Raw genomic sequence first — 25,359 nt, forward strand, 5'->3', positions numbered from 1 at the left:
GCATGAAGCCCCTCTCTTCCATCATCCCGTTCAGAGGGTGTTGTGGTCATGGCGATCTGGCCGTCGCCTATGCCTCGGGTGGACACGAGGCGTTGACATCCATGGCCAAGCTGCTCGGATTTATTGCCGAACCGCGCAAGGAGACCGTTTCTTTCTTCCCACCCGTACCAGTGCTGATCGAAGAGCCTTTGGAGTCGACTCACTCTGAATCCACACCCTATCGAGTCTTGGATCTGCCACCATTCTGGTTGTGGCGTCTGGTGGAATATAAGGCCTTGCCATCCCTCGAGAAACCTGCACCAACATCGCACGAAGTTACCGTCATGGAGGAGGAAGAGTTTTTAGATCCCGCCACGCAACAACCCCAGGCGCCGAGGCTGTGGGAATGGAGCAAACTGGCCACGCGCATGCGCACCCTCTTCACCCACAACGAGGCGGGCCAGGAGTTGGATGTGGAACGGACAGTACGTCGCCTGGTCCGAGGCCATCCCCTGAAGCGCCTGCCCATGCGGCAACGCCGGCGCTGGGGGCACGGGATCCAATTGATTCTGGATCGTGCCGAACGGTTGATCCCCTATCAGGACGATCTGGACGATGCGGCTTTGCGACTTGCTTCCCACTTTACCGAACAACAGGTGTCGTGGGCTTTGTTACGGGATGGGCGAGATGAACCGATGCTGGTCGATGATCGCTCGGAGGAGTACTACTCGCGCTATCGTTATCCGCCGACAGGAACGTTGGTGGCAGTGCTGGGGGATATGGGGGCATTGTCCAGTGATCCGGTCACAGAAGGGGCTACCTGGGAGCGGATGGGACGAAATCTGCGCAGCAAAGGGTGTCATCCCGTGGCGCTGCTGCCGATTGCAGCCACTCGTCAGATACCGGCACTATTACCTTCCTGGACATTGCTGTTCTTGGACAGGAGTACGAATGCAGTGTCACCGAGCTCGGACGAGCGTCAGGCGTGTGTCGAACGATTGTTGACCTGCCTTGCTCCGGCGGTGCGTATCGAACCAGGATTGTTAAGAGAGATTCGGATCCTGCTGGGTCTGGAGGCCGGCGTTGAGGCCGATGTCTGGAGCCATCCGACGATGATAGGCCGATCCAGGGTCGCGGGCACTCTGGACCCAAAGGAGTCAAAACGGCTGTTGGCCGCGTTTGAATCTCTTTCGCGGACCGATCCAGGATTGTCCGCGCAGGTGATCGAGACGATTCGCCACTGGCATGCCCATCTACCCCCCGAGGTAAGAGATGAGGAGCTGTTGCGCTTAAACCCCGAGCAACTGCCTCCCCTGTTGCGGGAGCGGGCATTGCCGCTTGCCCGCCGCCGCATCGCCGGACTGGTTAAGCAGGTGGCAACCTCGGAGTCGGCGCAGGCATGGGTGCGTCGCAACCATGCGCGTGCCACCCCTTCACTCTATCGTCACCAGGACCAAACCCTGCTTGCCTCCCAGAGCCACATGTTGAAGATCGCCTTTGCCGGGAATCTGGAGCTTCTGCAGTTACCTCCTGGCGCAGATCTGCGTCTTCTGCCGCGCACTTCGGAGACACCGGGTACGCTTTTCCTGATACAGCACGGAGACTCTCTCCAAATCAGCCGCAAGGCAGCTCCGGACTACGCTCTGTATGGCAGTCTGCACACCCATCATGGTGTGGTGCAGATACAGGAAGTGGAGAAACAATCCTTACAGCCGAACCGCAATCCCGCCTTCTGGAAATCCGGTACGCCGCCCTCCTGGGCTGATGCATGGGGGTGGGATCCATATGGCGCGTGGGTGGAGTTCGTGGTCAACGATGTGCGTCAGCGCATGCGCTGGGCACCTCCAGGATCCTTTATGATGGGTTCGCCCGAGTCTGAACCTGAGCGGGATGATAACGAAGGACCACAGCACGAGGTAACGTTTCGATCTGGCTTCTGGTTGTGCGATACCGCTTGTACCCAGGAGATGTGGCAGGCGGTGATGGGGGACAATCCAAGCCATTTCAATTCGCCGAAACGGCCAGTTGAACAGGTAAATTTCAAGGATGTACAGGAATTTATTAAAAAAATTGAGATGATTTTGCCTGGTATTCAATTAGGATTGCCGAGTGAATCGCAGTGGGAGTATGCGTGCCGGGCTGGTACGACATCGCCATTCAGTGTTGGTTCGATTATTTCCATAGATATGTGCAATTATAAACCAGGCTATGCGATTAGCAAGGATCTTGATATATATTATGGTTTAAATACATACGACAACCATCCAATGGATAGCATTGATATCAACAGTGATATTACTCTATGGAAAGAGCAAACCATACCTGTAGCCACATTCCCCCCTAATTCCTGGGGTCATTTTGACATGCATGGCAACGTGTGGGAGTGGTGTCAGGACACGGGACATGGAAATTATCAAGATGCTCCGACGGATGGCACGGCATGGGACGAAGAAGCCATCTCATTCAAACGAGTGCTGCGCGGAGGTTCATGGATGTGTCGTGCGCGCAGTATTCGGTCGGCTTACCGTCGCTGGTTCGACCCTTCTGCTCACGTCAATGACATCGGCTTCCGTTGCGCCCGAGTTCAGCGAACCCTATCTGATGGATATGAGAACGCCGAACCCGTTTCAACCAAACCCATCTCTTTGGAAAAGCAAGAGTCCGTTTGGAAAGCAACAAATTGGGTAGCAACGATTGACCTGCGTCAATCCTCCGACCAGGCGAGCATCCCTTTGCCCCAAGGTAACCATTTCCAAATCGAAAGCGATTGCGAAATCTTGACCTTTGGCCAAATGGTCAAACCCACCTGGGCCGATGCCATTGGTCGCGATCGTTTTGGGGTGTGGGCTGAGTTCGAGATTGGCTGTGTCCGACAGCAAATGCGCTGGATTCCACCTGGACGTTTCTTGATGGGCTCGCCTAAGGATGAGGCGGGACGCTCTGCGAACGAGGGCCCGCAACACGAGGTGACTCTCCAAAAGGGTTTCTGGATGTTCGATACGCCCTGCACGCAAGCGTTGTGGCAGGAGGTGATGGGAGGAAATCCCAGTAAGTTTAAATCGCCAGATAGACCTGTAGAACGGGTGAGCTTTAATGATATCAAGATATTCCTTAAACAAATCGAAAAGCGTCGGTCTGGTCTTGGCTTGGTCCTGCCAAGCGAGGCACAGTGGGAGTATGCGTGCCGGGCTGGAAGTTCCATGGCTATTTATTTTGAAGATAATAATTATATAGAAGACAGCCATCCCGCAGCATTGGATGCCATTGCTTGGCTAAGAGCCAACAGCGATCAAAATTTTGATTTGAAATCCTCGGATATTGATGACCCACGCCCGAATCCTGATAGTTGGTTGCAAGAAGATGATTGGCTCAGGGAGTTCGAATCTGAAGTCCAACACTGGATGGATGGTTTGCGAAGCGGAACACACCGCGTGAAGCAAAAAGAGCCCAACTCTTGGGGATTATATGATATGTTAGGAAATGTTCATGAGACATGCCAAGATGTTTGGTATGATTCCTATGATGAAGCCCCGACGGATGGTTCGGCATGGGAGGGAAAACATGCTGGAAGTCACAATATCCGAGGCTGCCCAGCTCGCGGGGGATCCTGGGAAGACGCATCAGAATATGTGCGTTCAGCGTCCCGCTATTGGAGTTCCGCAGGAAATAGTTGTGAGAACTTGGGCTTCCGATGTGTTCTTCTTGAGCCTGACTCCTATGGGGCGATCATGATCGACCGCACACGGCATCCGCTCATTGATGGTTCTTCCCCTAGGTGGGCATCAGGATGGGGACAGGACTCTTTCGGCGTCTTTGCGGAGTTCACCATCGGAAAGGTGACCCAGCGCATGCGCTGGATCCCTCCTGGTTGTTTCATGATGGGCTCGCCAGAGGATGAACCAGGACGATTTTCTGACGAAGGACCACAGCATGAGGTGACACTTCATTCTGGCTTCTGGCTGGCGGATACCCCATGTACCCAGGAGTTATGGGAAGTTGTAATGGGCACAAACCCAAGCCAATTCAAATCGCCGAAACGACCTGTGGAGCAGGTCACATTTGGAAAGGTTCAAACATTCTTACAGAAAATTAAATTCATGAGGCCTGGTTTAATTCTGACCTTACCCAGCGAAGCACAATGGGAGTATGCCTGCCGGGCAGATTCAACGACCGCGATTTATACCGGAAAGTTAGAAATTCGTGGGGAAAATAACGCCCCAGACCTGGATCTCATAGCTTGGTATGGCGGCAACAGTGGCAAGGATTTTAATCTGAGCGAAGGAGCAGATATTTCCGATTTAAAGGAAAAACAATACCCTAACCCCAAAGCTGGAACCCACGAAGTGCGAATGAAAAAACCAAACAACTGGGGATTATATGATATGCTGGGAAATGTGTCGGAGTGGTGCCTGGATCACAACCATGGCTCATACCACGGAGCTCCAACAAATGGCGAAGCGTGGTTAAATCAAAATGAAGTATGGTCAGAACAACAACATGAGGAGAAACGCATGCTTCGCGGCGCGGCATGGAGAGCCCTGCCTAATATGGTGCGGTCGGCCTGCCGGTTTAGTCGTCACACTTGGTATAAAATGAATTCCCTAGGCTTCCGTGTTGCCATCATGCCGTCTGACAATTGACTGAATTCATTTTTTATTCTTTTTCCGACCCACACCAAGTCCCCCATGTCACTGATTCATGGGTTCCATGCATTGGGAATCAACCGGTCTAGTGGCCAGTTCTCGATTTGCAGTTCCATGGCGGTGTCTTTGTTGGGATACGAACCGGATTTGTCAACAAACGAATCTTTGCAGATCAAATGGTTGCAACGATTTTGTCAACCAGTTCAAGGCGTTGGCTGACGATTTTGTCAACCAGTGAACCTTTTGAAATCAAATAGTTGAATGAATTTTGTCAACCGGGCGAAAAGAGCTGGTTAACAATTTGTCAACCAATGAATCTTTTGAAATCAAAAAGTTGGACGAAATTTGTCAACCATGTGCATTGCAGGTCGTATCGAAAACGGCGTGTGACACGGGCTTTTTCAGGTTGAAAAAGGCCTGTCGGACGGGCCGAACGGTGTCAACCGGCGCGTCGTCAACCTTGTAAAAAAGTCAGACGCTAGCGAACTCCCGAGGTCGCGCGGCCCCCGCGCCTTCAGAGGCCAGGAAGGAACCGCGAAGCAGAGTGGCATGGACGATCCGGCAGGACGCAACACGGCGCGTCCTGTGCGGCCTGTTGGCCAAATTTGACTGGTATTTCATCTTTTGTTTTCCGATTCCTTGTCGGTCACCAACCGAAGACATCGAACCTGTCTCCAGCCTGCTGGATCAGACAGCAGCCAATGCAATGATAAATAATATTGAAATAAATTATAATAGTTTGAAATTGTGCTTGATAAGCAAGCGACTCCAATGGCTCAATGGTGGCCATCAAGAACACACCAACCACCATCCAGGAGCACGCACCATGAACGAACTGACCACCACCCAACGGACCGTCCTCGAAGCCGCCATCAACCACCTCAACGGCTCGATCCACCCCTTGCCCGGCAACCTCAAGGGCGAGGCAGCGCGCAAGGTGATCAAGAGCCTGCTCAAGAAGGATCTGATCGAAGAGGACGGTCCAGAGACATGGCGCATCACCGAGACCGGGTTCCTGGCCCTCGGGTTGCGGATGGAGCAGGCTGAAAACACCGACGCCAATGACCAGCCGGTTGCAACCGAACCGCCCGCGATCGAGATCGACGACGACACTCCGGAGGCCCAGGACAGCGACGGCGCGGAGGCCCAAGACAGCGCCGACGGTGCGGAGGCGCATGACGCGGACGACGATGCAGAGGTGAACGATGACGCAGAGGCGGACGACGACGGTGAGGCGGAAGCGATCGAAACGAGGTCCGAGCGGAGCCCCTTGGATCAACTCTTTGAACGCATCGCCCTGGACCACATGTTCGTCGATACCCTGGAAACCCAGAACTCCAGCGGCCTGGATTTCCACAACGTGTCGGTCTGGGGCATCAGAAGCGCCCTGGAAGCTGCCTACGAAGCAGGCGTGCAGAGCCACAAAAATCCGGTCAAAACCCGCCGCCAACCCGGAGCGCCGCGCCAACCACGCACCGATTCCAAACAGGCCAAGGTGATCGCCCTGATGCAGCGGCCCGAAGGGGCCACGCTCGCCCAGATCGCCGAGGCGACCGGGTGGATGAGTCACACCATCAGGGCCTTCATCTCCACCACCAAGAAAAAAGGGATGGAGATCGCCACCAATCACGTCCAGACGGTCGGACCGAACAAACAAGGGACGCCCGGATCGACTACCACCTACTTCATCAATCCTTGACCAAACCTGCTGCCGCCCTGGGGCGCTGGTTGCGCCCCAGGGCCGTCATACCATCGTCTGCCATCAATCCTGCCACAGACCAAATCAAAACGCCCCAACGCGCACCCAACGCCAGTCACCGCGCCGATGCCAACGCCTGACGCAATGCCTCCGCAAACCGCCGGGGAAACTGTTCCATCGCCATCCGGCGCACTGTCTCCCGAAAGCCGAACCGGGGCTTGAGCCGGACCTGTTTGGAAAAAACGTACATCAGCGTCATCTGTTCACGCCGTCCTCTGCCGGTCCGTTTCCAGACCCCTTTGACGTGTGATCCATGCTTGATCGGGGCGATGAAGTATCCCTTCCGTTGCAGCATCGCCCCTGGAAAACTGCCGGGCCGTGTCACCGAGGTCGGGGTGGGTCGGGCGCCGACCGGGACGCCCAGGGAGTCTCCGAAAGGTGATTGCTTGTCGCCGCCGAATTCTTGCATCCTCATGAACGGGTCCAACACCCTCACTGACGTTTGCAGGGTGTTCTTGTCCGCAGCCCGGACGTGGATGCCTTTGGCCACCCAGCCGGTGCGAATGGTAAACCGCTGCGGCAACTGTCTCCGAACCTCCTCCTGGGCGTCCTTGGCAGTGTTGGTCAGGGCCAGGGCGGCTGCGAACCGAAGCTGCTTTTCCATGTCGTCGCAGATTTTCTTTACGGCCTGCGGATCAATCTGGAGTTGCAACATGCCGGTTCAACGGGAAAGGAATTGGAACGCAGCCATGCCGCAGCCGCCACCGGCGATGCCCCAGAGGGCCGCCTTGATCTCCACGGCGCGCAGCCGGGAGTCCAGTCCGTGCAGCCATTCGGTCATCTCCTCCTGGCGTTTGGCCATGGCCTCCAGGGTGCCGTTGATTTCACCCAGTCGCAGCAGGATGTCTTGCATGGTGTCCATGGTCGTTCTCAGGAGGCTGGCCGGTTATTATTTTCCGCCATGAAGACGCCGAGCAGCGAGGCCAGGCCACCGATCACCTGCATGGTGGTATTGGCGGTCGCAGCCGGATCATGACCGGTGACGATGGCAGCGCAGGCCGCGAGCGATGCCCAGGTGGAGGGCTCGAAAAGACGTTGGGTGAGGAAGTTCATGGCTTGTCTCCTTTGGCGTGTTGGGTGGTTGATGTCATCCGATGGTCACAAAACAGCAATGGCGCAAACGGCGGTGGTTGCGGTGAGGATCACCACCAGGATGTGGAAGAGGATCGCTCCCCAGGCGAGGCAGCATCGGGAGCAGAATTTCGGGATGGTCTGCAGCAGTGGAATGGCGCTCATGTCATGCATTCCCCATGACGCGCTGCCAGTTGGCGAGGTACTGTTCGATCGTTCCAGCACCGAGTGCGGTGTTGTACCACCGTTTCCAGTACGCCGCCTGACCCTCGTGATCTCCGGCAGCAGGGAGCACTCCGGGACAGCGCAGGTAGTGAACGCGGCACATGGCGCAGGCGTATCCGAGATCCCAGACCAGTCGGCCCGCGTCCGGTTTGGAATACGGCCCCAGTACGTTCAAGCCGATCTTGGTACGGCTGTTCAGGTAGTTGAGCCACAGGTCATCGTGCGTGGCCGGCTCCATCTGCCACAGGCCGCGTGCCGGACCGGAACCGAGTTGGCGAACGAAGCGCAAACCGGACTCCTGGATGGCGGTGCCCAGGACCAGTTCCTCGGCGGCCTCGGTCCAATAGCCCAAACGTTGGAGGGTGGGTCGGATGATCAGATCGCGGAGTTGGTGCGGATCAAGCCCCATGATGGTCTCCCAAAAAGAAAACCCGCCGCAGGGATGCCCTGGGCGGGTCGATGGTGGTGAGCGGATGGAATGTGCCGTTGAGCGCACGTTCCACCAGCATGATGAGGATCTTGTCAAATTCTGTCTCATTTGTCTCGCAGAATGTTGTTGAGCAATTTTGCTCAACAATTTTTCCTGGGAGACAGGTTCAGGCAGGTTGCAATGACCGTCAGAGCACTTGCCCAAGCTCGCCAGACAGCCGCCCGGCTTATCCCAATCTTCGCCGAGATGATCTTACGGGGAACATCTTCGGCATGGAGCCACACCAAGCGCACCTGATCCGGTTCCAGCCACCGCAGCCACTCCATGCTCTCGTCCATACGGGTGATGGCATCCGCTGTCGGAGGCCCAAGCCGGATCACCAGGTCATTGTACCCGTAGGCCTCGCTGAACTCGTGGATGATATCCGGCCAGGAGGTTCCGTATCCGGCAGGCTTCAGGCCAGACACCTTGAGCCGCCGCAGAGTGTTGGCCGCTTCGGCCATGCGCTCGGCGACCATCTTGGGTGTCCATTTCTCAGCCATGTGCCACCTCCTTGACCGCCTGTTTGCCGAAGAGCTTACTCGCCAGATGCCGGATCATCTCCCGTTCCGGCCAGCCCAGCCTGGGATCGTTTTCGGCTACCACCAGGATGCCGTGGGTGTGCCAGCCTTTGCGTTTTTCCAACTCCACGTCCATCCGCTCCGGGATGAGTCGGGCGAGGCAGGAGCGAGGTAAGCGAGGTGTGCCGATCATTTCGCCACCTCATCGTCCAGTGCCCAGTACAGAATGGCCAGGGCATCGGCAGCGTTGTCGTCTGCGGGGTGATGCCCCTTCCTGCGCATCGCCTCGATCACCTCCTCCTTGCTGGCGTTTCCCTTGCCGGTCGCATGACGCTTGATGGTGCCAACCGGCACGCCCTGGTAGGGAATTTCCGCCTCCTCGGCCCAGGTGGTGAGGTGTGCCAGGAATCCGCCGTAGATATGTGCTGCAGTGGTTCCAACGTGAGCGCGAACTTCCTCGAAGAACACGCTGCCAATGGGACCGGCGAAACGGACCACCTCTGACAACCAGCGTTTGAACCGGACGAAGGACATGCCGCCCCCAGTGAACCGGCCCGGTTTGAACTCCACGGTACCGCTGGTGATGGTGCCGTCCGCTTGCTTCAGGGCCCAGCCCATTTTGGTTCCCAGGTCCAGGGCAAGAATGGAGGTTGCGCCGGATGCCTCCGGCTTGGGTTGTTTGGATACGCTCTGCAGCGCGGTCTGGAAAACGGTCATCGTCCTCACTCCTCATGGTGGAATTGGTGAGGGCGATGGAGAGGGTGGCCGATCCCGGATCCGTCGCTCTGCAATCATTGACATTGGAAGTCATGCAAACGTGATTCACATGGTATTTTATAGTGTAGAATATTGTTTTATAACAATTAAATCAGATTTATGAAAAAATGGACCCATAAAGAGAATAATAAAAGATCTATATATAGTATTATTATATATACTTAATATATATTTATCTTTATGAGTTAATTTATTCATATATTTTCAGATTTGTTTATTTATCGTGTGGTTGCGCATCGAGAAACCGTGCAGGATGCGCTGCACGGTTTCTCATGCTATCATTAATTGATTCGGTAGATAGTGATCGGTCTGGTTTTTCCGGGTCTCGTGTCGCACCGAACCTGTCCGCTCTCCACCAGTGTCTGGAGAACCTCCTTCCGGGGGCGCAAATCCAGAAAGCGGGCCTTTTGGGATAAATCTGCCATGGTGATGCCCTTGCATCCTGCTTTGCGCACGATCTCCAACATGCGCTTGTGATTTTGTTCAGTTTGGTTGTCGGCGACAAATCGCTCTACGTCCACGATCAGACCGTTGATCGCATAGCGCACCAGACCGATGGCCCAAGTTGCATCGCTGCCGCGAATGACAGGAGCAAAGGGGTTAGCAGACACGCCCCGGATCAGGGCTACCTTGGCGGCATTTTCCCACACCCGCGCCAGGATAGACGACCATTGGGTGGCTTTGGTCTCCCGCAACTTGGTCATGCCCTGATCACCGAGTTGGTCGAATTGGTGCTTGGCAGACTCGTCCATCGGCACGATCATGGGCGTCACGGGCGTTGTGGGGCGCGACGTGATGCCCTGCAGATTGCCGGCGCCCATGGTGCCGCCCTGGGTAATGGTCAGGACCGACTGAACCAGTTCGTCCGGCAATGCATGGATGGATGGTATGGCCAGCCACCTCGTCCGGATAATCCTCCTGCGTTTTCAGGATGAGAAACCGGGCCATGGAGCCGTCTGCGACATTGGCGCTTTTCAAAGCCGACCAGAACAACACCGGCGTTGTGGTGCCGTACATGCACAGGCAGGGCTGGCAAATATCCTTGCGCCCGTCTTTATCCCTGATAGCATATTCAGGACCAAGGAAGGTTGTGGATGCCGAAGAATACAATTCGGTCATTGTGTCGAGAATATCGGTGATGTGCTTGGGGCTGCGTCTGCGGTCGGCGGCGGCCTGCAGGAACATGCCGAACTCATCCTGTTGGAACAGGATGGCCGGATGGTCGAAGACCGCACGAAGCAGACCTGTTCCCGAAGCGATGCGGTTGCCGCCCAGGAACTTGTGTAAACCAGCCTTGATGAACAGGTCGGTAATGATCTCCCGGCTGTGATTTTTGCCGGCACCACTGTCAGCGATGCCGATGACGTAAAGGTTCGACCGCAGATTGCTCTCCGTGCGATAGCGCTAGCCCATGATGGCACCCAAGGCGCACAGGGCGTTACCGATGGCGAGGATGGGTTGCGGACGGGTGGCGGTGGCCATCATGTAGCTCACCAACAGCCCCATCACGCCATCGATGTCGGTCACATTCCAGGCTGGCCCATCCAGAAACGGCAGCTTTTCACGCTGCGTAACTACATCAAGTGTGGGCAGTTGTTGCATCTTGCGCAGCAGTTCCGCCGCCGGATGAGAATCGGTGGGGCGGTTGGCTGGGTTCAGGGTGATGACAGCATCCGGTCGCCAGCCATGCTTCTGCGCCAGGTGGTAGATGGTGCCGGCGCCGATCACCGTCGGGTGAAAGCTCGCCCAGGCGCGCTCCGTGGCCGCCGGGACATTCTTGGCGGACGTAGCCGACCAATCGGCAAACAGTCGCGCACCGGACTCGCCCAGCGCACCCTTGATGGCCATGCCGACCCGTATCCAGTCGTCGTAGGGCAGATCGGCGTTGACGATGTAGCGCAAGGCATCCTGGATCGCCTCGGGGGTGCCGCGCAGATCACGGATCGACTGCAACGGGACAGCTTCCGTCGTCTGCTCGGACATGCTCGGCTGGGCATGATCCAGACGGACGGGACGCAGATCTTCCGGCAACAGGGCCAGGGCCTGCTCGATGAAAGCATGCGCCTGCGCCTCAGTGATGACCGGAAGGTCCGCCATCGTCAGATCTGCCAGCGACCGGGCCGGCCATTCGTAGGGCTGCCCGGTGCCGGGATGGATAGCATAGGCGACGAACTGCTGACCCTGGCAGAGCACCTCCAGAGGATGCGCCTTGATTCCCTTGAACGGGGTGGACGTTCGGTAGACCAGCATCCGTTTGGGGTGTCTGCCGATGCGGATGGCCGGTGTTTCTCCGAGCACCGCGAAGGCCAGCTTCTGGATCTGTTCAGAAAGAGTTGTATCATCGAAAATATCGATATCCACGCCGGCAACAATACCACAAGGAATACCGATTCCGGCGTCTGGCCACTGCTTCCAGATGGCCAATTCGTGCGTGGTGGTGGCGCGGGATGCGTGTTTCGTCCACCCCCCGGTAGGGCATCCATTTGCCCCGTTCGTACCGCCCGGGGAACTTCTCGCCGGGCATGATCGGCAGAAAGGGAAAGCCGCCTGCCATCAGGCGGTCACCGTATTGGGTCATGAAATTCTCGTCCATGGTCATATACTCCCGATCAGGCCGCAGTCGCGCTGCGGTTCAGGGTGGCGAGGCATTCCTTCAACACCTCGATGGGATAGCTGTTCACCGCACCCCATCGTTCGTCTGGCACCCTGCCGGTGCGAATGTTGAGATCACGGCACATTTCCGTCGCTCTCTGACCGAGCCTCTGTGCCAGTGCCAGAGGCGCTGCAACATGCTCCCGGCGGCAGAAAGCCAAGGCGGTCAAGTATCCGGTGTCGCCATCGAGGTCGTCCTGGCGTCGGGCAAGGGCATCGATCTGCCGTTGCTGGTCGGTGCTGGACTGCTCAAGATGATGAAGTCGCAACTCCTGCTCCCACACCGCCTTGGCCATGAGGTAAACCTGGTGGGCGGCAGAGGTCGGCACCGTCTGGAAATAGCGGTTCACCAACTCCCGCTGGACTTGCCAGGCCAGATCGTCGGTGAAAGATTTCACCAACATCAGGTAGCCGGACTGGGTGAGCAAAGTGAGTCCGCGCGGAGGGACATCGATTCCAAAAGAACGAATTTCGTCGCTTTTAGAAAAATCAATGAGATGGAAGTCCTCTCCCTCCATGAATCGCTCACGATTGGCGCGGAAGTTTCTGGATGCCGTTCCCTCCGGGCGTTGATGGACCTGATCCACCATGGCGAAGGTGACGACACGTCTGCCCCGGTACTCAATGACCGGAACGGTGGCTTCGCCGATGGTGATCGATGGCAGGGTATTTTCAGTGATTGCATGCATCTTGTTTGCTCCTCATTCAAAACGGGACATCGTCCCAGGAATTGTCGTGATCGAATTGCGCCTTGGCCTTGAGATATCCTCCGACGATCACCTGGATCAGGGTGAGGAACTCCTCCACGGTGAAGAGGGTCAGGTCGGTTTTGCTTAAGGATTCGATGTACTCCCCGGCCACGGGAGCAGAGGCGCGCATGGCCGCCAGTTCGCGTTCGGTCGGATCAACCATGGCTCACCTCCGCATCGAAACGCGCACCCACCACCTCCACGAAGCGATCGCCCCGGCGAATGGCGATCTCGGTCGGAATGCTCAGGAGATCCAACAGTGGAATCGCCTCCGCAACGCTGTCCGGCACCCGCAATCCTTCCGGCGCCCGGCGCAGCCACCAGGAAACCGCCTTCTGACGTGCATAACCAGTGTGTTCCAGACAGACCCATTCCCGGTGCCAATTGAAGCCGCAAAGATATTCAACGCGCAGGGAGATCGGCTTGCCCTCCTTCTGGTGTCGCTGATAGGCGATGTCATAGACTTTGACCCACTCCACCTTGCCGTTGGTCAAAATGGTGCGAGTGGTGGCCGTGGCCTCCAGCTTGTCGCTCTCCTGTGGCGGGAACTCATGGCCGCACTGGGTGCAGTGGCGTACCGCTGCATGGTTGATGGTCCGACAATCCGGGCAGGGCTTGACCGGAGCCTCGCCATCGCCGGTACCGGGCTGTCTGGGCTTGACCTTGTCGATGGGACCATGCCGCTGCACATTGCCCGCAAAATCCAACACCAGGCAGTCGCTCTTGCCCGGAGCCAGACGCATGCCCCGCCCGGCGATCTGGACGTAGAGGCCGGTGGACTTGGTGGGCCGCAGCATGGCGATCAGGTCTACCGCCGGGGCGTTGAAGCCGGTGGTGAGCACCCCCATGGAGGCCAGAGCGCGGATCTCGCCGCGCTTGAAAGCCGCCACGATCTCATCCCGTTCTGCCTTGGGGGTGTCGCCAAAGATGGTCGCGCAGGAGATGCCATGGGCCTGCACCGCCTCCTGTACATGGCGGGCGTGGGCCACGCCTGAGCAGAAGAGCAGCCAGGAGCGGCGATCCTGTCCATGGGCGACGATCTCCGTCACTGCCGCGCGTGTGAAGGGATCCTTATCCACCGCCGCCTCCAACTGGCCGGGGATGAACTCTCCTCCCCGGGTGCCGACGCCGGAAACATCCAACTGCGTGTCGGTGCGTTTACTGATCAGGGGGGAGATATATATCTGGTTTCTTTCGTGATAGAAGTGTTCTAACATTGATAATGTATTTATCATCCAATTAATCTCTTTTGCTCATTTTTGGAGACCAAGCTCATGGATCTGATCACGACCGCAATCAGTGCCGCGATTCCCTTTGTTGCGGAGAAAATGGGTGGCCTTGTGATTTCAGATAGCTATGCCGAGTTGAAATCCTGGTTCAAACAAAAACTCGGCGACACGCATACCGTCGTGACAGCTTTGGAAAGGGTCGAAGAGAGACCTTCGGAGAAACGCCTGCAACTTTTGCATGATGCGGTGATTGCCAGCGGGTTGGATCGTGACACCGAGGCGATTCGTTTGGCCACGAACCTGGCCAATCTGCCACGGGATCAAGGTGGCGTCACGATCAAGCAGGTCCATAACGAGAAATGCACCAAGGTAAAGAACGCCAAGAACAGCACGTTCATCAACGAGCAGCACAACCACCGCTGAATAACTGGCCATGAGCAGGAAGAACAAAATCGAAGTCAAGTCAGCGGAGCATCCCACGCTCATCAATAAACAGATCAATTACGTGGGCATCACCCCGCGTGGTCTGTTATTGCAACCCTTGCCCGTGGATGCTGGCAGTGAATCTACCCAAGCGGATCTGGCCACGAGCATCCTGCGTTTTCGCTATACAGCTCGTCAGACCAGCTTGCTGGGGCGTGAACATGAATGGGAACAGCTGCGAGTGTTTCTCGATCGTCCTGAGCCGTTTCTCTGGTGGCTGGCCGTAGGACCTGGCGGAGTGGGCAAAAGCCGCCTGGCCCTGGATGTGGTTCTGGCACGACGAGCAATGGGGTGGGAAGCGGGTTTTCTCGGACGCGATCAGACATGGGTGGAGAATGGCCGTTTTTTGAGATCTCCTCCAACGCATTGGCCATCCAAACCGGTAATATTGATCGCTGATTATATTCTGGGCAAGCCGGAAGAGGTTGGCGAGTTGGTGCAACAGTTGACAGGCCGCGTTTCTGGCCAAGGGAAGGTACGTCTGTTGTTGCTGGAACGCGAAGGGGAAGAGGCGGACTGGTTCAAACCGCTTCTGGGCCAGGGTTTCCGGATGGATTGCATCGTCCGCAGCCGTCATCGACAGGAGAGTTTACGACTTGGGCCATTATCTTTGGAGCACATGATCGCGGTGATCCGCCAATGGCCGGGTGGCAAACGGATTGCCGACGCGCATCTGCGAACGATTCTGGAACGCATGGATGTTGGTGGACGCCCGTTGTATGCCATATTTCTGGCCGATGCCTTGCAAAAGGGTGAAAAAGAGGCTCTCTCCTGGAACAAGGACGAACTAATCCGTCATATTCTGGATCGGGAAAAGGAGCGTTGGCGCGAAAGCAGTGTGTTGGAGGAGAGAGACCTGCCCTTGCTGTACCTAGCGACCTTGTGCGGTGGGATCGATACTGATCGCGAGGATCTTCCGGAAACGGTTATGGTCCGGCTCGATAGCGCCAACCAGGTCCATACGCCGCCCTGGGGCGAACGAGTTTTACACGTGACCGGCACTGCGCTGACCCTGGATCAGCCCCGACTCTCCCCCCTGGAACCGGATCTGTTGGGAGAGCTGTTTATCCTGGAAGGATTATGCCCTACCCATGCCAGCCCGCGACTGGATAACACTCGCGCCTTGCGCATTGAGATACTCCAAGATAGTTGGCAGATCAATCCTGTGAAAGTTTATGAGACCCTCTCCAGATGTGCCCAGGATTATCCTGGGCATGCGGCGTTGTGGTCTCTGATGGTCTTGCCTCCGATGCAGAATCAACTGACACGATTCTTTTGGGCGCAAACCGTGGTCAATATCACTGCTTTTGCTGGAATAGAAATCCGCAACGCCCAAAACCTGTTGAACCAACTGGCCGAATTGGCCATGGCTTACCCCGATGATGCTCCGTTAAGGGAAGCTCAAGCTATGGGCTATTCAAATCTTATCGCTTCTTACTCTAAAACTGAAGAAATTCAATTAGCAAAAAGAACTTATGATAATCTTGTAGCCCTGGCCACCGCCTACCCAGATGACGCCACTGTAAGGGAGTGGCACGCCAAGGGTATGTATAAGCTGAGCATCGTTTATTGCGAAGAGGGAAAGCTGATCCAGGCACGGGAACTGTATGAAGCACTCGTATTTCTGGCCGCCACCTACCCCGAAGAACCACAGATCAGGGCTGAACAAGCAAAGGGTGCGTATAATCTCAGTACCTATTATGGCAATGTCGCAGACCTAACCCAGGCGCAAATAATGTACGAGACCCTCCATGAACTTGCCACCGTACACACAAGCGAGGCGATTTTACGGGAGTTGCAAGCCCAGGGAGCGGTCAATCTGAGCATCGTTTATGGTAATACCGGAAAGCTGTCCCAGGCGCTGAATCTTTACGAGGACATCGTTGCCTTGGTCATGGCCCACCCATGTGAAGCGCCTTTACGGGAGTTGCAAGCCCAGGGGGCGGTCAATCTGATTATTGCTTATGGCAATGCCGGAGAACTGACCCAGGCGCTTGGGCTATACGAGGCTATTTCAGCCCTGGCCATTGCTCATTCAGTCGAGGAAGCTCTAAGGGATTGGCAAGCTAAGGGAGCGTACAATCTGTGCACCCTTTATGGCAATGCTAGAGAGTTGGCCCAGGCACAGAGGTTGTACGAGGATATCGCTGCCCTGACCATTGTCCACCCAGACGAGGCGTCTCTAAGAGAGTCGCAAGCCAAGGGGGCGGTCAACCTGATTGTGGCGTATCGTGATGCCGGTGATCTGCCCAAAGCGCAGGAATTTTATGAGAAAGTGGCAGAGTTTTTAAAATCGGAACTCTCTGTGGAGTGATGGTTGTCAATCAGGCGATAGTATGCCCCGAGATTCGAGAAAAAATCCAGATAGAGCCTCCAGAGATCCAAGGCGGCGACGTAGCTTTGCCATAACCCATGTCCTCGATGCTGTTGACCCGGTTGATCCGGCACACTTCGGCCCAGATCAGAGGTTCCAGCCAATCCACCGAGTCCATGACCACGGATTCGAAGTCGTGCTGTTCGACGAGCAGGCTGTCGAGGGCCTCCAGCACCTCGACGAAGGTGCGGGAAATAGGGAAACTGGTGACCTGCAACAGTCCCAGGCCATCCTCGGTCAGAATGAAAACCGGCTTGGGCGAACAGGCCGCAAGCGTGCTTTTGCCGACTCCGGCCACGCCGTAGACCAGAATTCGCGGCGGCAGAAGCACTTGCTGCCGGTTGAGGGATGCGAGAGAAATGGCCATCAGCGACCTCCCCGGCCCGTGGACCGCTCAAGCTTGAAGGTGGCTTTGCCCACCTTGAGGGTGCGGGCGGCCTCGAAGAACTTCTTTATGAAGGTTGGCCAGGCGGTATAACGGCTCTCCGGCACCCGATAGGCGATCTCGACGTAATCCGCCGGGTCTTCTCCGGACTCCCGGATCTTCCCGACCAGTTCGGCCAGTTTTTCCTGGTCCCACTCCGGCTTTTTGGGCAAATCGGTGATGACGACGAACGGACCGTCGTCGAATCGGACGATGCCGGTGGGCTTGTTGTTCTGGTTGCGAACCAGAGCAGCGTGATCGCCGTAGCGGTGGGCGATGGCCTCGTCCAGGCTGGCCTTGATCGCCTTGGCGCGATCCATGTGGGCTTCGGCCTGCTCCAGCAGGTCGGCCAGCAGCTCGACCCCCAGGGCAGCAACATGGGCTGCGGGTTGTTCCGGCAGATCGTGAATGGAAAGGGTGCTGTTCATCGTGATGTGTTCTCCTTATTTGTGTTTTTGCCGATCCTTGAAATCTCGCTACTGTCGAATGAAAAAGCCGGGGGTGGCGCCGCCCAAGGAGTTGCGGTGGGGGTATTCCCCGAAAGGGTGTTGTATTGTCCCCAAGCCCCGGTTGTTATGATCGAACCTTTTTCTGAAGCTTTCTCATGCGGCGGCCAGAGCGTTTTGCATTCCCGCTTCCCGGAAGTGACTGCGAATTTCGCCAAGGCGTCGATAGAAGGTGGTGCGCCCCATGCCCAGTCGCTGCGGAATGGCAGGTTTGTCCAACAACACAAGCAACTGACAGATTCGGCGATGCTCGTTGGGAAGACGGCAAAGAAGACGACCGATATCGATCGCCAGATGGATGTGGTCCATTCCGGAGTGCGTTCCCGTCATTTCCGAGGCGATGCCAGTCTCCAGTTCATCCAGGGAGAACCGCGTCATCTTGCCCTCCAGGCTGTCTACTCTGTTCCTTGTCACCAGGGTGGCGGCGCAGTGTCCGATGATCCGGCTTATGAAGGTTGGCAGACCGGCGCGCTCTGGGTCGAAATTCGGCATACGGCGCAATACATCGATGACCATCTCTTGCTCCAGATCCTCGATTTCCGAACTGGAGAAGCCGGGCAGACGGGAGAGTTGTCTGGCCTTGAAACGGATGACACGGATCGCGTTGGTGTCGATGCCGTGGTAGCTGTTGCCTGAGTTCATGGGCTTTCCCCGTCTGGAAGGTGATCGCTGAGCACGGGGGAGATTGTCGCGGATCCTGGGTGCGATTTTGAGGACAGTTCAAAAATGAGTGAGACAGATGGGCTTCTGGAGACCGCATGAAATCTGGGGTCAGAATCGAATTCGAGACAGTTGGAAAAAAAAGAGACAGTTGGCCCAAAAATGGGCATGACGGATCCTCCCCGGATTCTCGCGGAAAAGCCGCTCCGGATGCCGCAGCAGAGATACGGACATGCTGAGACACCTGAGCCAGAATCGAGACATATGGCGCGAAATAGAGACAATTGGGGCGGAATCGAGACAGTCAGCGCAAGATCGAGACAGTCGGCGTGGAATAGAGACACTCGGCTCGAAATCGAGACAGTCGGGGCAGGATCGAGACAGTTGGGGCGGAATCGAGACAGTCGGCGCAAGATCGAGACAGTCGGCGTGGAATAGAGACAGCAGAGTCGGAATAGAGACAGTTGGGGAGGAATAGAGACAGTCGGTGCGAAATAGAGACAGCAGCGTCGGAATAGAGACAGTCGTGGTAGGATCGAGACAGTTGGGGCGGAATCGAGACAGTCGGGGCAGGATCGAGACAGTTGGCGTAAAATAGGAAGGTGGTATGACTTCGGCAGGTTACGAAAAAAAACGGCCCTGACAAAACAGGGCCGTGGCTCAATCAGAACGGATGCGATGGCAGATCATGCCGGGGATGAGGCGGCCCTGGGCAGGACCGTATGGGGATTGATGCGGTAGCCGCTACGTCTGCGACGCCTGCCGTCATCGGCACGCAGATTCTGAATGACATCTTCGCGACCAATCGGCAAGCCCAGTTCTTTCCGAATGCCATCCATAAGTTCCTGCTGGAGCCGGTTGATGGCACGGCGGACGTTCAACTCGTCCATGGCCTCTTCCCGGCTGCCATCATCAATGAGGTTCGCCAGATCTGACAAACTGATCACCCGAAAGTCATCCGGAGGCTGCCCGTTGGACAGATCCTCGAGAAACCGCTTCCAAAGAATGCCAAAGGCCTGGAGTCGCATGTCTGCCCGGACCGTTGCCACGACGATGTTTTCGATCGTCAGGCGTTCCGGCGTGAACTCCACCATGAACGGTCGGCGCGTTGTGGCAACCGGTGCCTCGATAACCATGGCCGGTACCACCTTGTCGTAAACAGGAACGGAAGCGTTGATCAGGGCAGACGGTACCCCCTGATCCAGCGATTCCTCCAACAGGTCGCGAAGGTCCACAATTCCGGCCACCAGATCCGCCACGCTCACCCGGATCAACCACGGTTCTGGCAAAAATCGCTCCTGCAGATTGCGGGAGTCGATGGCCACAAAAATGGTCGGGCGCATCCGTGCGTGTTCGCGGGAGAGAAAACGGGGATCCCGGCACAACTCCACAATGCAGACCAGAACCTCCCCGGTATCGATCTCCACCCGATAGACCCCGGGGGCGATCAACCTGAGATTGCCGATGCCCTCCAATTCGCTTTGAATCAGGGCTGTGACGCCTTCCTGATTCACCCGGCTGCGCAACTCCTGGTGTCGGCGTTTGTTGTAGATAAACGGATAAACAGGCCGCTCGCACTCCGGGCAGCGGAATTCATCTCCACCCTCATCCAGGCCGTCCCGCAGAAGAATCCGACCCGAACAATCGCGATCCATCGGCGGGAAATCATCATCCTCCGAATCGGCACAGACCACATATTCCTGGCGACTGACTGTCACCAGCCCAAGACGTTCCAGCCGTTCGGCAGACTTCAGGACCGTTTCGCTCGGCGCATCGAAGCGCCACCCATCCCGCAACAGTCGCTCCAGAACGAGCGCATCAACGCCGGGAGCGTTTTTCGGTGGAGAGGATCGTGATGCCATGGTCATCCCTCATCAATTGTTCGAACGAGGCGCGTTCTTTGGTGTTCAACCGCTGATCGGTATAGCGCACCACGAAACGATCATCCGACGCGGCATCGAAAACCAGTCCCACCCGTTTACCCCGATACAGCACCTTGATTCCTCTGATGTTGGCAATTTCGGTCAGGATGTCGCCAATCGCCTGGGAAAAATGGTTTACGGCCTGACGGATTGAACGGTCGTCCGACAGCACCAGTTTGCTGGCTCCATCCAGCGGTGATGCCTTCAGAGTGATTTCAACGAATTCCAGCGCATCTGCCTGACCTGTCGCAAGCAATTTCAGCAGTCTGCGAAGCTGTGCGCCATGGACCTCCTCGTATTCGTTGGCATATTCGCAGGCGGTGCCAAAATAGGCGCCAGCCAGACAATTGGCGATCTCCAATGGAACGGTGGGACTGGCAGAGGAGATTCGTACCCGACGGGCATTTTGGGAAAAGTCGAGAATGATCCATTCCGGCTGGAAGCCATGCTCAACACCGACGGTCTTCACAATCAGGCCGGGACGCTCCGCGCGACGAATGAACAGCAATGGCCGCCCGTCATCGACCACGATATCCCGGAATTCGCTCAACCGCTGATCATTTTTGTCATGGTCGAACAACGTCAACAAAGACCGGATGCGATCCGGGGTCAGGAACTCCGCAAACGTCGTTTCCGGTTGTTTGACCGGGGTGGTCAGAGCCAAGCGAGCAAAGCCAGTCTTCTGGATCTTTTCCAGGTGAAACACCTTCCGCAAATCGGTGGGGTTGTTGCCGTAGAGCGCAAACAGCAACGCCTTGGTGTCGTGATCCTCGTCGTTGATCCGGCAGTCGTTGACCAGGGTCGGAGGCAGTCTTTTGCGGGCAAAATCCACCACCGCCACACGAGACTTCATGTGCGCGAACCGATCCACCAGCCAAAAGGGCACCAACTGTCCGTTGACCCCGCGCAACGTTTCCCGGCGTTCCCGAACACGATTTTCCACCGGAAGATCCAAAGCGGCACAGACCATTTCCATCTGGCGACCGTTCAACTGACCGATCCACTCGTTGCGGGTTTCATCCCGTTCAATGGATGGAAGCAGCAACCCCAATCCCATTTCCAAATCGTTTTCCCAAAATTCCGGAGGCGGCGCGTTGACCCGCGCCAGGGTTTCCGCAATATTCGACATGCTTTCTCCCCTTGAACCCGATGTGAGTGGACAAGATCGTAAAATCAACCTTAAACGAATCAGTCAAAAAAACTCAGGGCTCAACAAGAAGTCCCGATCGTTTCAATTCGCGCTCAGTCTGATCAATCCGACATCCAACAGGCGGATCTGCATGGCCTGACCGGACACATGGAATGCCCTGGCCATCTCTTTGGCAACGGAGACGACAGGACGACCGCCGCCACTCTGTCCGTTCTGCCGGGAGAGAAGTTCCGCCATTTCGTCCTCCGCATCATAGGCGTCGGAGGTGTCGAAGATGGATGACCATACATCGAAGAGCATCTTGGTTGGCATCAACAGATAGCTGGCAAAGAGATCCGCCTGCCACTCCATGGGATCCTTGCTTGTGCTGGTACGGCAGACGATGGAAGGCGGGATCATCTGCCGAAAGGCGCCGCGTCGGGCGACTCCATTCTCGAAATCGTGCCGGTGCAACTCCCAGTGTCCCAACTCGTGTGCCAGCGTGAAACGATAACGCCCCTCCTTTCGAGGGTCGACGGTGGGATCCAGGGAGAGATCGATCACCACGCGGCGATCATTCACCCATGTCGCTCCAGGCACGTCGTCCATTCCCAAACGCCTGCGAAGATCATCGAACTCCAACGTCAATCCCAGGTGGGACTCCAGGATCTCCTCGACCGGAATCGGCAGGAAGCCGGAAGGTCCGAATTGTCGGTAGTGACCAAGCAGCAGGTGACGCGATGCTGCTTCGATCTCTTCTTTCTGCATAGGCCGGAAACTCATGCTGGTTCCTCCGGAGGCTTTTTTGCGCCGTATTCCCGAATCAGACGCGTCAGGGCGGTGATTTCGTTCGATCCAAGATTCAGATCGCGCGCCGTGCGCAAGAAATCAGCCATGGCCTTGGGTTGCTCACGGATGATCTCCGGCAATTCCGGATCCACCTTGCCAGCCAAAGCCAGCAATTCATCTGGATCGATTTCCAGAAGAACGGCCATGCGTTTGATCTTGTCGACTGCCGGAGGGTCGAATTCGCCGTTTTCGATCTTGCTGACGAAGGTGGCGCTGATGCCTACCGCCTGGGCGAATTGGCGCAGCGAGAAACTCGGGTCTGATGCCTTTTTGGCCTCCCGAAGATCTCTGATTCGTTTGCCAAACGCTGGATTGCCTGCCATGGGACATGAACCTTTTCGCGGGTGGTCACTGAAAGTTTAATATATTATAAACGATCATTTTCCCGCTTGTCCAACTTTTTTTGGGACACTTTTCAGAAATCGTCGGTATGTATCTGGAAACGGGCCATGACAGGTCCAAACCCGAGACGACACAGCCGGAGCGATACCCGATGATCAAGCGCACCCACCCAGACGCCATGACCGCTGACGCCCGCCTTGACGAAGCGGCCACCATCCTGGCCACAGCTATCAAGCGCATGAAAGAAAAGAAGAAAACAGAGAAAATTCCAGTTGATAAGTCGCCCGACCAATGCCCTTATGGTCAAAAATCAACCAAAGGAGAACGGGCATGAACGATATCAATATGATCAAACAGGTGGCAGCCCTGCCGGGCATGTCCATCGCTGATTTAAAGAGTTTGTGGGCGGACTTGCACACCACGGAACCGCCACCCTACAACCGGGTGTTCCTGGTGAAACGGCTGGCCTACCGGCTCCAGGAGTTATCCCTGGGCGGACTATCCGCGACGACGGAGAAGCGCATGGAGCGAATCGTTGAGGAGGAGAAGCTCCCGCCGCAGGAGAAGAAACGCCCGCCAGGGGAGAAACTCCTGCCGGGAACGCAGTTGATCCGGGAGTGGCAGGGGGTCGAGCACCGTTGCACGGTGCTGAACGAGGGGTTCGAGTACCAAGGCAGGGAATTCAACAGCTTGTCGGCGCTTGCCAACTTCATCACCGGCACGAAATGGAACGGGAACGTCTTCTTCGCGCTTAAAAAACAAGGAGATAAACGATGATCACCAAGAAGCCGACAACACCGAAAATACGCTGCGCGATCTATACGCGCAAGTCCACGGAGGATGGTCTGGACATGGAGTTCAACACCCTCGACGCCCAGAGGGAGGCGTGCGAGGCCTACATCGTCAGCCAGAAGTCGGAAGGGTGGTTTCTGGTGCCGGATCGCTACGATGACGGCGGTTTTTCCGGAGGCAATCTGGAGCGGCCCGCCCTGCAACGCCTGCTGGCTGATATTGAAGCAGGAAGAATAAATGTTATTATCGTCTACAAAATCGACCGCCTGACCCGTTCGCTGATGGACTTTGCCAAGCTGGTGGAGGTCTTCGACAAACGACAGGTGACCTTCGCCAGTGTCACCCAGGCCTTCAACACCACCACCTCGATGGGACGCCTGACGCTCAACATCCTGCTCTCGTTTGCCCAGTTCGAACGGGAGGTGTCGGCGGAGCGGATCCGGGATAAGTTCTTGGCCTCCAAGAAAAAAGGGATGTGGATGGGTGGCCATCCGCCCCTGGGATATGACGTGAAGGATCGCAAGCTGGTGGTCAATCCCGCCGAGGCGGAAACGGTGCGCTGGATCTTTCAAAGGTTTGCGGAGAGCGGTTCCGCCGTTCAGATCGTCCGCGAACTGGGCGAAAAAGGCACGGTCGGCAAGAACGGCAATCGCATGGACAGGCCGTATGTTTACCGAATCCTCAAGAACCGATATTTCATCGGCGAAGTGCCGCATCGGGACGCTGTGTATCCCGGCGAGCACGAGGCGATCATCGACCGGGCGCTTTGGGATCAGGTCCACACCATCATGGATGGCAACAACCATTATCAACCGGATCGGATCCGGGTGCAGACACCCGCCCTGTTGAAGGGGATCATCCGCTGCCGCCATTGCGACCGGATCATGCGACCCAGTTTTACCCGCAAGCAAGGCAAGCTCTATCGATACTACGTCTGCCACGGTGCGGACAAGCACGGACGCGAAACCTGTCCCTTGCGCTCAGTGGCCGCCGGAGAGATCGAAGCCATGGCCCTCTCCCAGGTGCGCACCATGCTGCGATCTCCCGAGATGGTGGTCAAGACCTGGCAGTCCGAGGAAGGACTCAACGAACGGGATGTGGTCGAGGCCCTGCGCAAGCTGGATCCGGTCTGGGAGGAGTTGTTCCCGGTCGAACAGCAACGACTGGTGGGGCTGCTCATCTCCAGGCTGGACGTGGAGAAGGGCGGGGTGGAGGTGCATCTGCGCGCCACCGGCTTGAACACCCTGGCCAGGGAACTCAACGACTTTCGGAGCGAACAGGAGTAAAAGTGATGAAAACGACCATGAGCAAGGACGGCAGCACGATCATCGTCAGCATTCCCATGCAGATGAAAAAGCGCGGCGGACGGACGCTGATCATCGCGCCCACCGGCATGGGCGAGGAACCGCCGCCAAGGGAGGAGACTCTGGCCAAACTGGTGGCCAGGGCGCACCATTGGTTGCGGCTGTTGGAGGAAAAGCGTTTTGCCTCCGTCCGGGAGTTGGCGGCCCACGAGAATCTCGACGCCTCCTACATCGCCAAGATCCTGCGCCTGACGCTGCTGGCCCGGACAAATCGGCAGGATAGCCGATTTGGACCGACCGAAGGTCGGCCCGAAGGGCGCGGGCCATGGATGGCCCGCGTCATATCATCAAGGCGATTCTGGACGGGCGGCAGCCGGACGTTCTGAGCTGGGCAGAGTTGAGAAAACCGTTCCCGATGCTGTGGGAGGAGCAGCGGGCGTTGTGGAAATTTCCGGCGGTGGGGTGATGCCGTGGCAGCCAGCGCCGGATATTCTGATTCC

The 25,359-nt window shown here is 56.7% G+C and carries 29 protein-coding genes and 1 pseudogene; 9 read left to right on the forward strand and 21 right to left on the reverse strand.

What is annotated here, in order from left to right; genetic code table 11:
• The first annotated feature begins 2 nt into the window (after window positions 1-2).
• Together ACOY6C_RS11475 and ACOY6C_RS11480 are read left to right on the forward strand one after the other, a co-directional pair.
• The gene (locus ACOY6C_RS11475; protein ID WP_420905615.1) at window positions 3-4,619 is read left to right on the forward strand and encodes an SUMF1/EgtB/PvdO family nonheme iron enzyme; all 4,617 of its coding nucleotides are present in this window, start codon (window positions 3-5) and stop codon (window positions 4,617-4,619) included.
• Window positions 4,620-5,448: 829 nt separating this feature from the next.
• Window positions 5,449-6,321, forward strand: coding sequence for a DUF3489 domain-containing protein (locus ACOY6C_RS11480; RefSeq protein WP_420905616.1), 873 nt, complete (start codon window positions 5,449-5,451; stop codon window positions 6,319-6,321).
• Between the two features lie 115 nt (window positions 6,322-6,436).
• On the opposite strand, the gene ACOY6C_RS11485 is transcribed toward ACOY6C_RS11480, so the two are convergent.
• The 9 genes from ACOY6C_RS11485 to ACOY6C_RS11525 all read right to left on the reverse strand — a co-directional run bounded on the left by ACOY6C_RS11485 (window position 6,437) and on the right by ACOY6C_RS11525 (window position 10,316).
• Window positions 6,437-6,985, reverse strand: coding sequence for a hypothetical protein (locus tag ACOY6C_RS11485; protein ID WP_420905617.1), 549 nt, complete (start codon window positions 6,983-6,985; stop codon window positions 6,437-6,439).
• A 57-nt stretch (window positions 6,986-7,042) separates the two neighbouring features.
• The gene (locus ACOY6C_RS11490) at window positions 7,043-7,243 is read right to left on the reverse strand and encodes a hypothetical protein (RefSeq protein WP_420905618.1); all 201 of its coding nucleotides are present in this window, start codon (window positions 7,241-7,243) and stop codon (window positions 7,043-7,045) included.
• An 8-nt stretch (window positions 7,244-7,251) separates the two neighbouring features.
• Window positions 7,252-7,434, reverse strand: coding sequence for a hypothetical protein (locus tag ACOY6C_RS11495; protein WP_420905619.1), 183 nt, complete (start codon window positions 7,432-7,434; stop codon window positions 7,252-7,254).
• A 45-nt stretch (window positions 7,435-7,479) separates the two neighbouring features.
• Window positions 7,480-7,617, reverse strand: coding sequence for a hypothetical protein (locus ACOY6C_RS11500; RefSeq protein WP_420905620.1), 138 nt, complete (start codon window positions 7,615-7,617; stop codon window positions 7,480-7,482).
• A 1-nt stretch (window position 7,618) separates the two neighbouring features.
• Window positions 7,619-8,086: a hypothetical protein gene (locus tag ACOY6C_RS11505; RefSeq protein ID WP_420905621.1), complete on the reverse strand. Its 468-nt coding sequence runs from the start codon at window positions 8,084-8,086 to the stop codon at window positions 7,619-7,621.
• Between the two features lie 161 nt (window positions 8,087-8,247).
• The gene (locus ACOY6C_RS11510; RefSeq protein WP_420905622.1) at window positions 8,248-8,649 is read right to left on the reverse strand and encodes a DUF6362 family protein; all 402 of its coding nucleotides are present in this window, start codon (window positions 8,647-8,649) and stop codon (window positions 8,248-8,250) included.
• On the reverse strand, window positions 8,642-8,860 hold the full coding sequence (locus ACOY6C_RS11515) for a hypothetical protein (protein WP_420905623.1): 219 nt from the start codon (window positions 8,858-8,860) through the stop codon (window positions 8,642-8,644). Before ACOY6C_RS11515 ends, ACOY6C_RS11510 begins: the two co-directional genes overlap by 8 nt.
• Window positions 8,857-9,285, reverse strand: coding sequence for a hypothetical protein (locus ACOY6C_RS11520; RefSeq protein ID WP_420906116.1), 429 nt, complete (start codon window positions 9,283-9,285; stop codon window positions 8,857-8,859). Before ACOY6C_RS11520 ends, ACOY6C_RS11515 begins: the two co-directional genes overlap by 4 nt.
• Window positions 9,286-9,725: 440 nt before the next feature.
• Window positions 9,726-10,316: a hypothetical protein gene (locus tag ACOY6C_RS11525; RefSeq protein WP_420905624.1), complete on the reverse strand. Its 591-nt coding sequence runs from the start codon at window positions 10,314-10,316 to the stop codon at window positions 9,726-9,728.
• 16 nt (window positions 10,317-10,332) lie between these two features.
• On the opposite strand from ACOY6C_RS11525, the gene ACOY6C_RS11530 reads away from it, so the two are divergent.
• Window positions 10,333-10,731, forward strand: coding sequence for a hypothetical protein (locus ACOY6C_RS11530; protein ID WP_420905625.1), 399 nt, complete (start codon window positions 10,333-10,335; stop codon window positions 10,729-10,731).
• Window positions 10,732-10,848: 117 nt separating this feature from the next.
• Here ACOY6C_RS11530 and ACOY6C_RS11535 read toward each other — a convergent pair whose 3' ends face one another.
• The 5 genes and pseudogenes from ACOY6C_RS11535 to ACOY6C_RS11555 form a co-directional block, all read right to left on the reverse strand.
• A complete protein-coding gene (locus ACOY6C_RS11535) occupies window positions 10,849-11,541 on the reverse strand; it encodes a PriCT-2 domain-containing protein (RefSeq protein ID WP_420906117.1) in 693 nt (230 codons plus the stop codon).
• Window positions 11,542-11,556: 15 nt separating this feature from the next.
• A pseudogene (locus ACOY6C_RS11540) lies at window positions 11,557-11,892 on the reverse strand (bifunctional DNA primase/polymerase); the annotation flags it as partial.
• Between the two features lie 161 nt (window positions 11,893-12,053).
• Complete coding sequence (locus ACOY6C_RS11545) at window positions 12,054-12,785, reverse strand: ORF6N domain-containing protein (RefSeq protein ID WP_420905626.1); 732 nt, start codon at window positions 12,783-12,785, stop codon at window positions 12,054-12,056.
• A 16-nt stretch (window positions 12,786-12,801) separates the two neighbouring features.
• Entirely contained in the window at window positions 12,802-13,008 is a 207-nt protein-coding gene (locus ACOY6C_RS11550; protein WP_420905627.1) for a DUF6511 domain-containing protein, read from the reverse strand.
• Window positions 13,001-13,987, reverse strand: coding sequence for a DEAD/DEAH box helicase (locus tag ACOY6C_RS11555; RefSeq protein WP_420905628.1), 987 nt, complete (start codon window positions 13,985-13,987; stop codon window positions 13,001-13,003). Before ACOY6C_RS11555 ends, ACOY6C_RS11550 begins: the two co-directional genes overlap by 8 nt.
• A 132-nt stretch (window positions 13,988-14,119) precedes the next feature.
• Between ACOY6C_RS11555 and ACOY6C_RS11560 the strand changes: the two genes are divergently transcribed.
• A complete protein-coding gene (locus ACOY6C_RS11560; RefSeq protein ID WP_420905629.1) occupies window positions 14,120-14,497 on the forward strand; it encodes a hypothetical protein in 378 nt (125 codons plus the stop codon).
• Window positions 14,498-14,507: 10 nt separating this feature from the next.
• The gene (locus tag ACOY6C_RS11565; RefSeq protein WP_420905630.1) at window positions 14,508-16,871 is read left to right on the forward strand and encodes a hypothetical protein; all 2,364 of its coding nucleotides are present in this window, start codon (window positions 14,508-14,510) and stop codon (window positions 16,869-16,871) included.
• A 10-nt stretch (window positions 16,872-16,881) separates the two neighbouring features.
• Here the strand turns inward: ACOY6C_RS11565 and ACOY6C_RS11570 are convergent, their stop codons facing one another.
• The 7 genes from ACOY6C_RS11570 to ACOY6C_RS11600 form a co-directional block, all read right to left on the reverse strand.
• A complete protein-coding gene (locus ACOY6C_RS11570; RefSeq protein ID WP_420905631.1) occupies window positions 16,882-17,298 on the reverse strand; it encodes an ATP-binding protein in 417 nt (138 codons plus the stop codon).
• Complete coding sequence (locus ACOY6C_RS11575) at window positions 17,298-17,783, reverse strand: hypothetical protein (protein WP_420905632.1); 486 nt, start codon at window positions 17,781-17,783, stop codon at window positions 17,298-17,300. The genes ACOY6C_RS11570 and ACOY6C_RS11575 overlap by 1 nt, the downstream gene beginning before the upstream one ends.
• Window positions 17,784-17,957: 174 nt before the next feature.
• Window positions 17,958-18,503: a sigma factor gene (locus ACOY6C_RS11580; RefSeq protein WP_420905633.1), complete on the reverse strand. Its 546-nt coding sequence runs from the start codon at window positions 18,501-18,503 to the stop codon at window positions 17,958-17,960.
• Window positions 18,504-19,207: 704 nt separating this feature from the next.
• The gene (locus ACOY6C_RS11585; RefSeq protein ID WP_420905634.1) at window positions 19,208-20,383 is read right to left on the reverse strand and encodes a hypothetical protein; all 1,176 of its coding nucleotides are present in this window, start codon (window positions 20,381-20,383) and stop codon (window positions 19,208-19,210) included.
• Window positions 20,340-21,572, reverse strand: coding sequence for a hypothetical protein (locus tag ACOY6C_RS11590; protein WP_420905635.1), 1,233 nt, complete (start codon window positions 21,570-21,572; stop codon window positions 20,340-20,342). The genes ACOY6C_RS11585 and ACOY6C_RS11590 overlap by 44 nt, the downstream gene beginning before the upstream one ends.
• A gap of 102 nt (window positions 21,573-21,674) precedes the next feature.
• Window positions 21,675-22,355 carry an ImmA/IrrE family metallo-endopeptidase gene (locus tag ACOY6C_RS11595; RefSeq protein ID WP_420905636.1) on the reverse strand — a complete coding sequence of 227 codons (681 nt, stop codon included), beginning with the start codon at window positions 22,353-22,355 and terminating at the stop codon, window positions 21,675-21,677.
• Complete coding sequence (locus ACOY6C_RS11600) at window positions 22,352-22,744, reverse strand: helix-turn-helix domain-containing protein (protein ID WP_420905637.1); 393 nt, start codon at window positions 22,742-22,744, stop codon at window positions 22,352-22,354. Before ACOY6C_RS11600 ends, ACOY6C_RS11595 begins: the two co-directional genes overlap by 4 nt.
• Before the next feature lie 170 nt (window positions 22,745-22,914).
• Here ACOY6C_RS11600 and ACOY6C_RS11605 point away from each other — a divergent pair, with 170 nt between their 5' ends.
• Genes ACOY6C_RS11605 through ACOY6C_RS11620 form a run of 4 tightly spaced genes read left to right on the forward strand, consistent with a single transcriptional unit; the run spans window position 22,915 to window position 25,245 of the window.
• The gene (locus tag ACOY6C_RS11605; RefSeq protein WP_420905638.1) at window positions 22,915-23,097 is read left to right on the forward strand and encodes a hypothetical protein; all 183 of its coding nucleotides are present in this window, start codon (window positions 22,915-22,917) and stop codon (window positions 23,095-23,097) included.
• On the forward strand, window positions 23,094-23,540 hold the full coding sequence (locus tag ACOY6C_RS11610; RefSeq protein ID WP_420905639.1) for a DUF2924 domain-containing protein: 447 nt from the start codon (window positions 23,094-23,096) through the stop codon (window positions 23,538-23,540). Before ACOY6C_RS11605 ends, ACOY6C_RS11610 begins: the two co-directional genes overlap by 4 nt.
• On the forward strand, window positions 23,537-24,841 hold the full coding sequence (locus ACOY6C_RS11615; protein WP_420905640.1) for a recombinase family protein: 1,305 nt from the start codon (window positions 23,537-23,539) through the stop codon (window positions 24,839-24,841). The genes ACOY6C_RS11610 and ACOY6C_RS11615 overlap by 4 nt, the downstream gene beginning before the upstream one ends.
• Window positions 24,842-24,846: 5 nt before the next feature.
• A complete protein-coding gene (locus tag ACOY6C_RS11620) occupies window positions 24,847-25,245 on the forward strand; it encodes a hypothetical protein (protein WP_420905641.1) in 399 nt (132 codons plus the stop codon).
• The last annotated feature ends 114 nt before the right edge of the window (window positions 25,246-25,359 follow it).

The sequence above is a fragment of the Candidatus Magnetaquiglobus chichijimensis genome (assembly GCF_045865675.1).
Classification (GTDB): Bacteria; Pseudomonadota; Magnetococcia; order Magnetococcales; family Magnetaquicoccaceae; genus Magnetaquiglobus; species Magnetaquiglobus chichijimensis.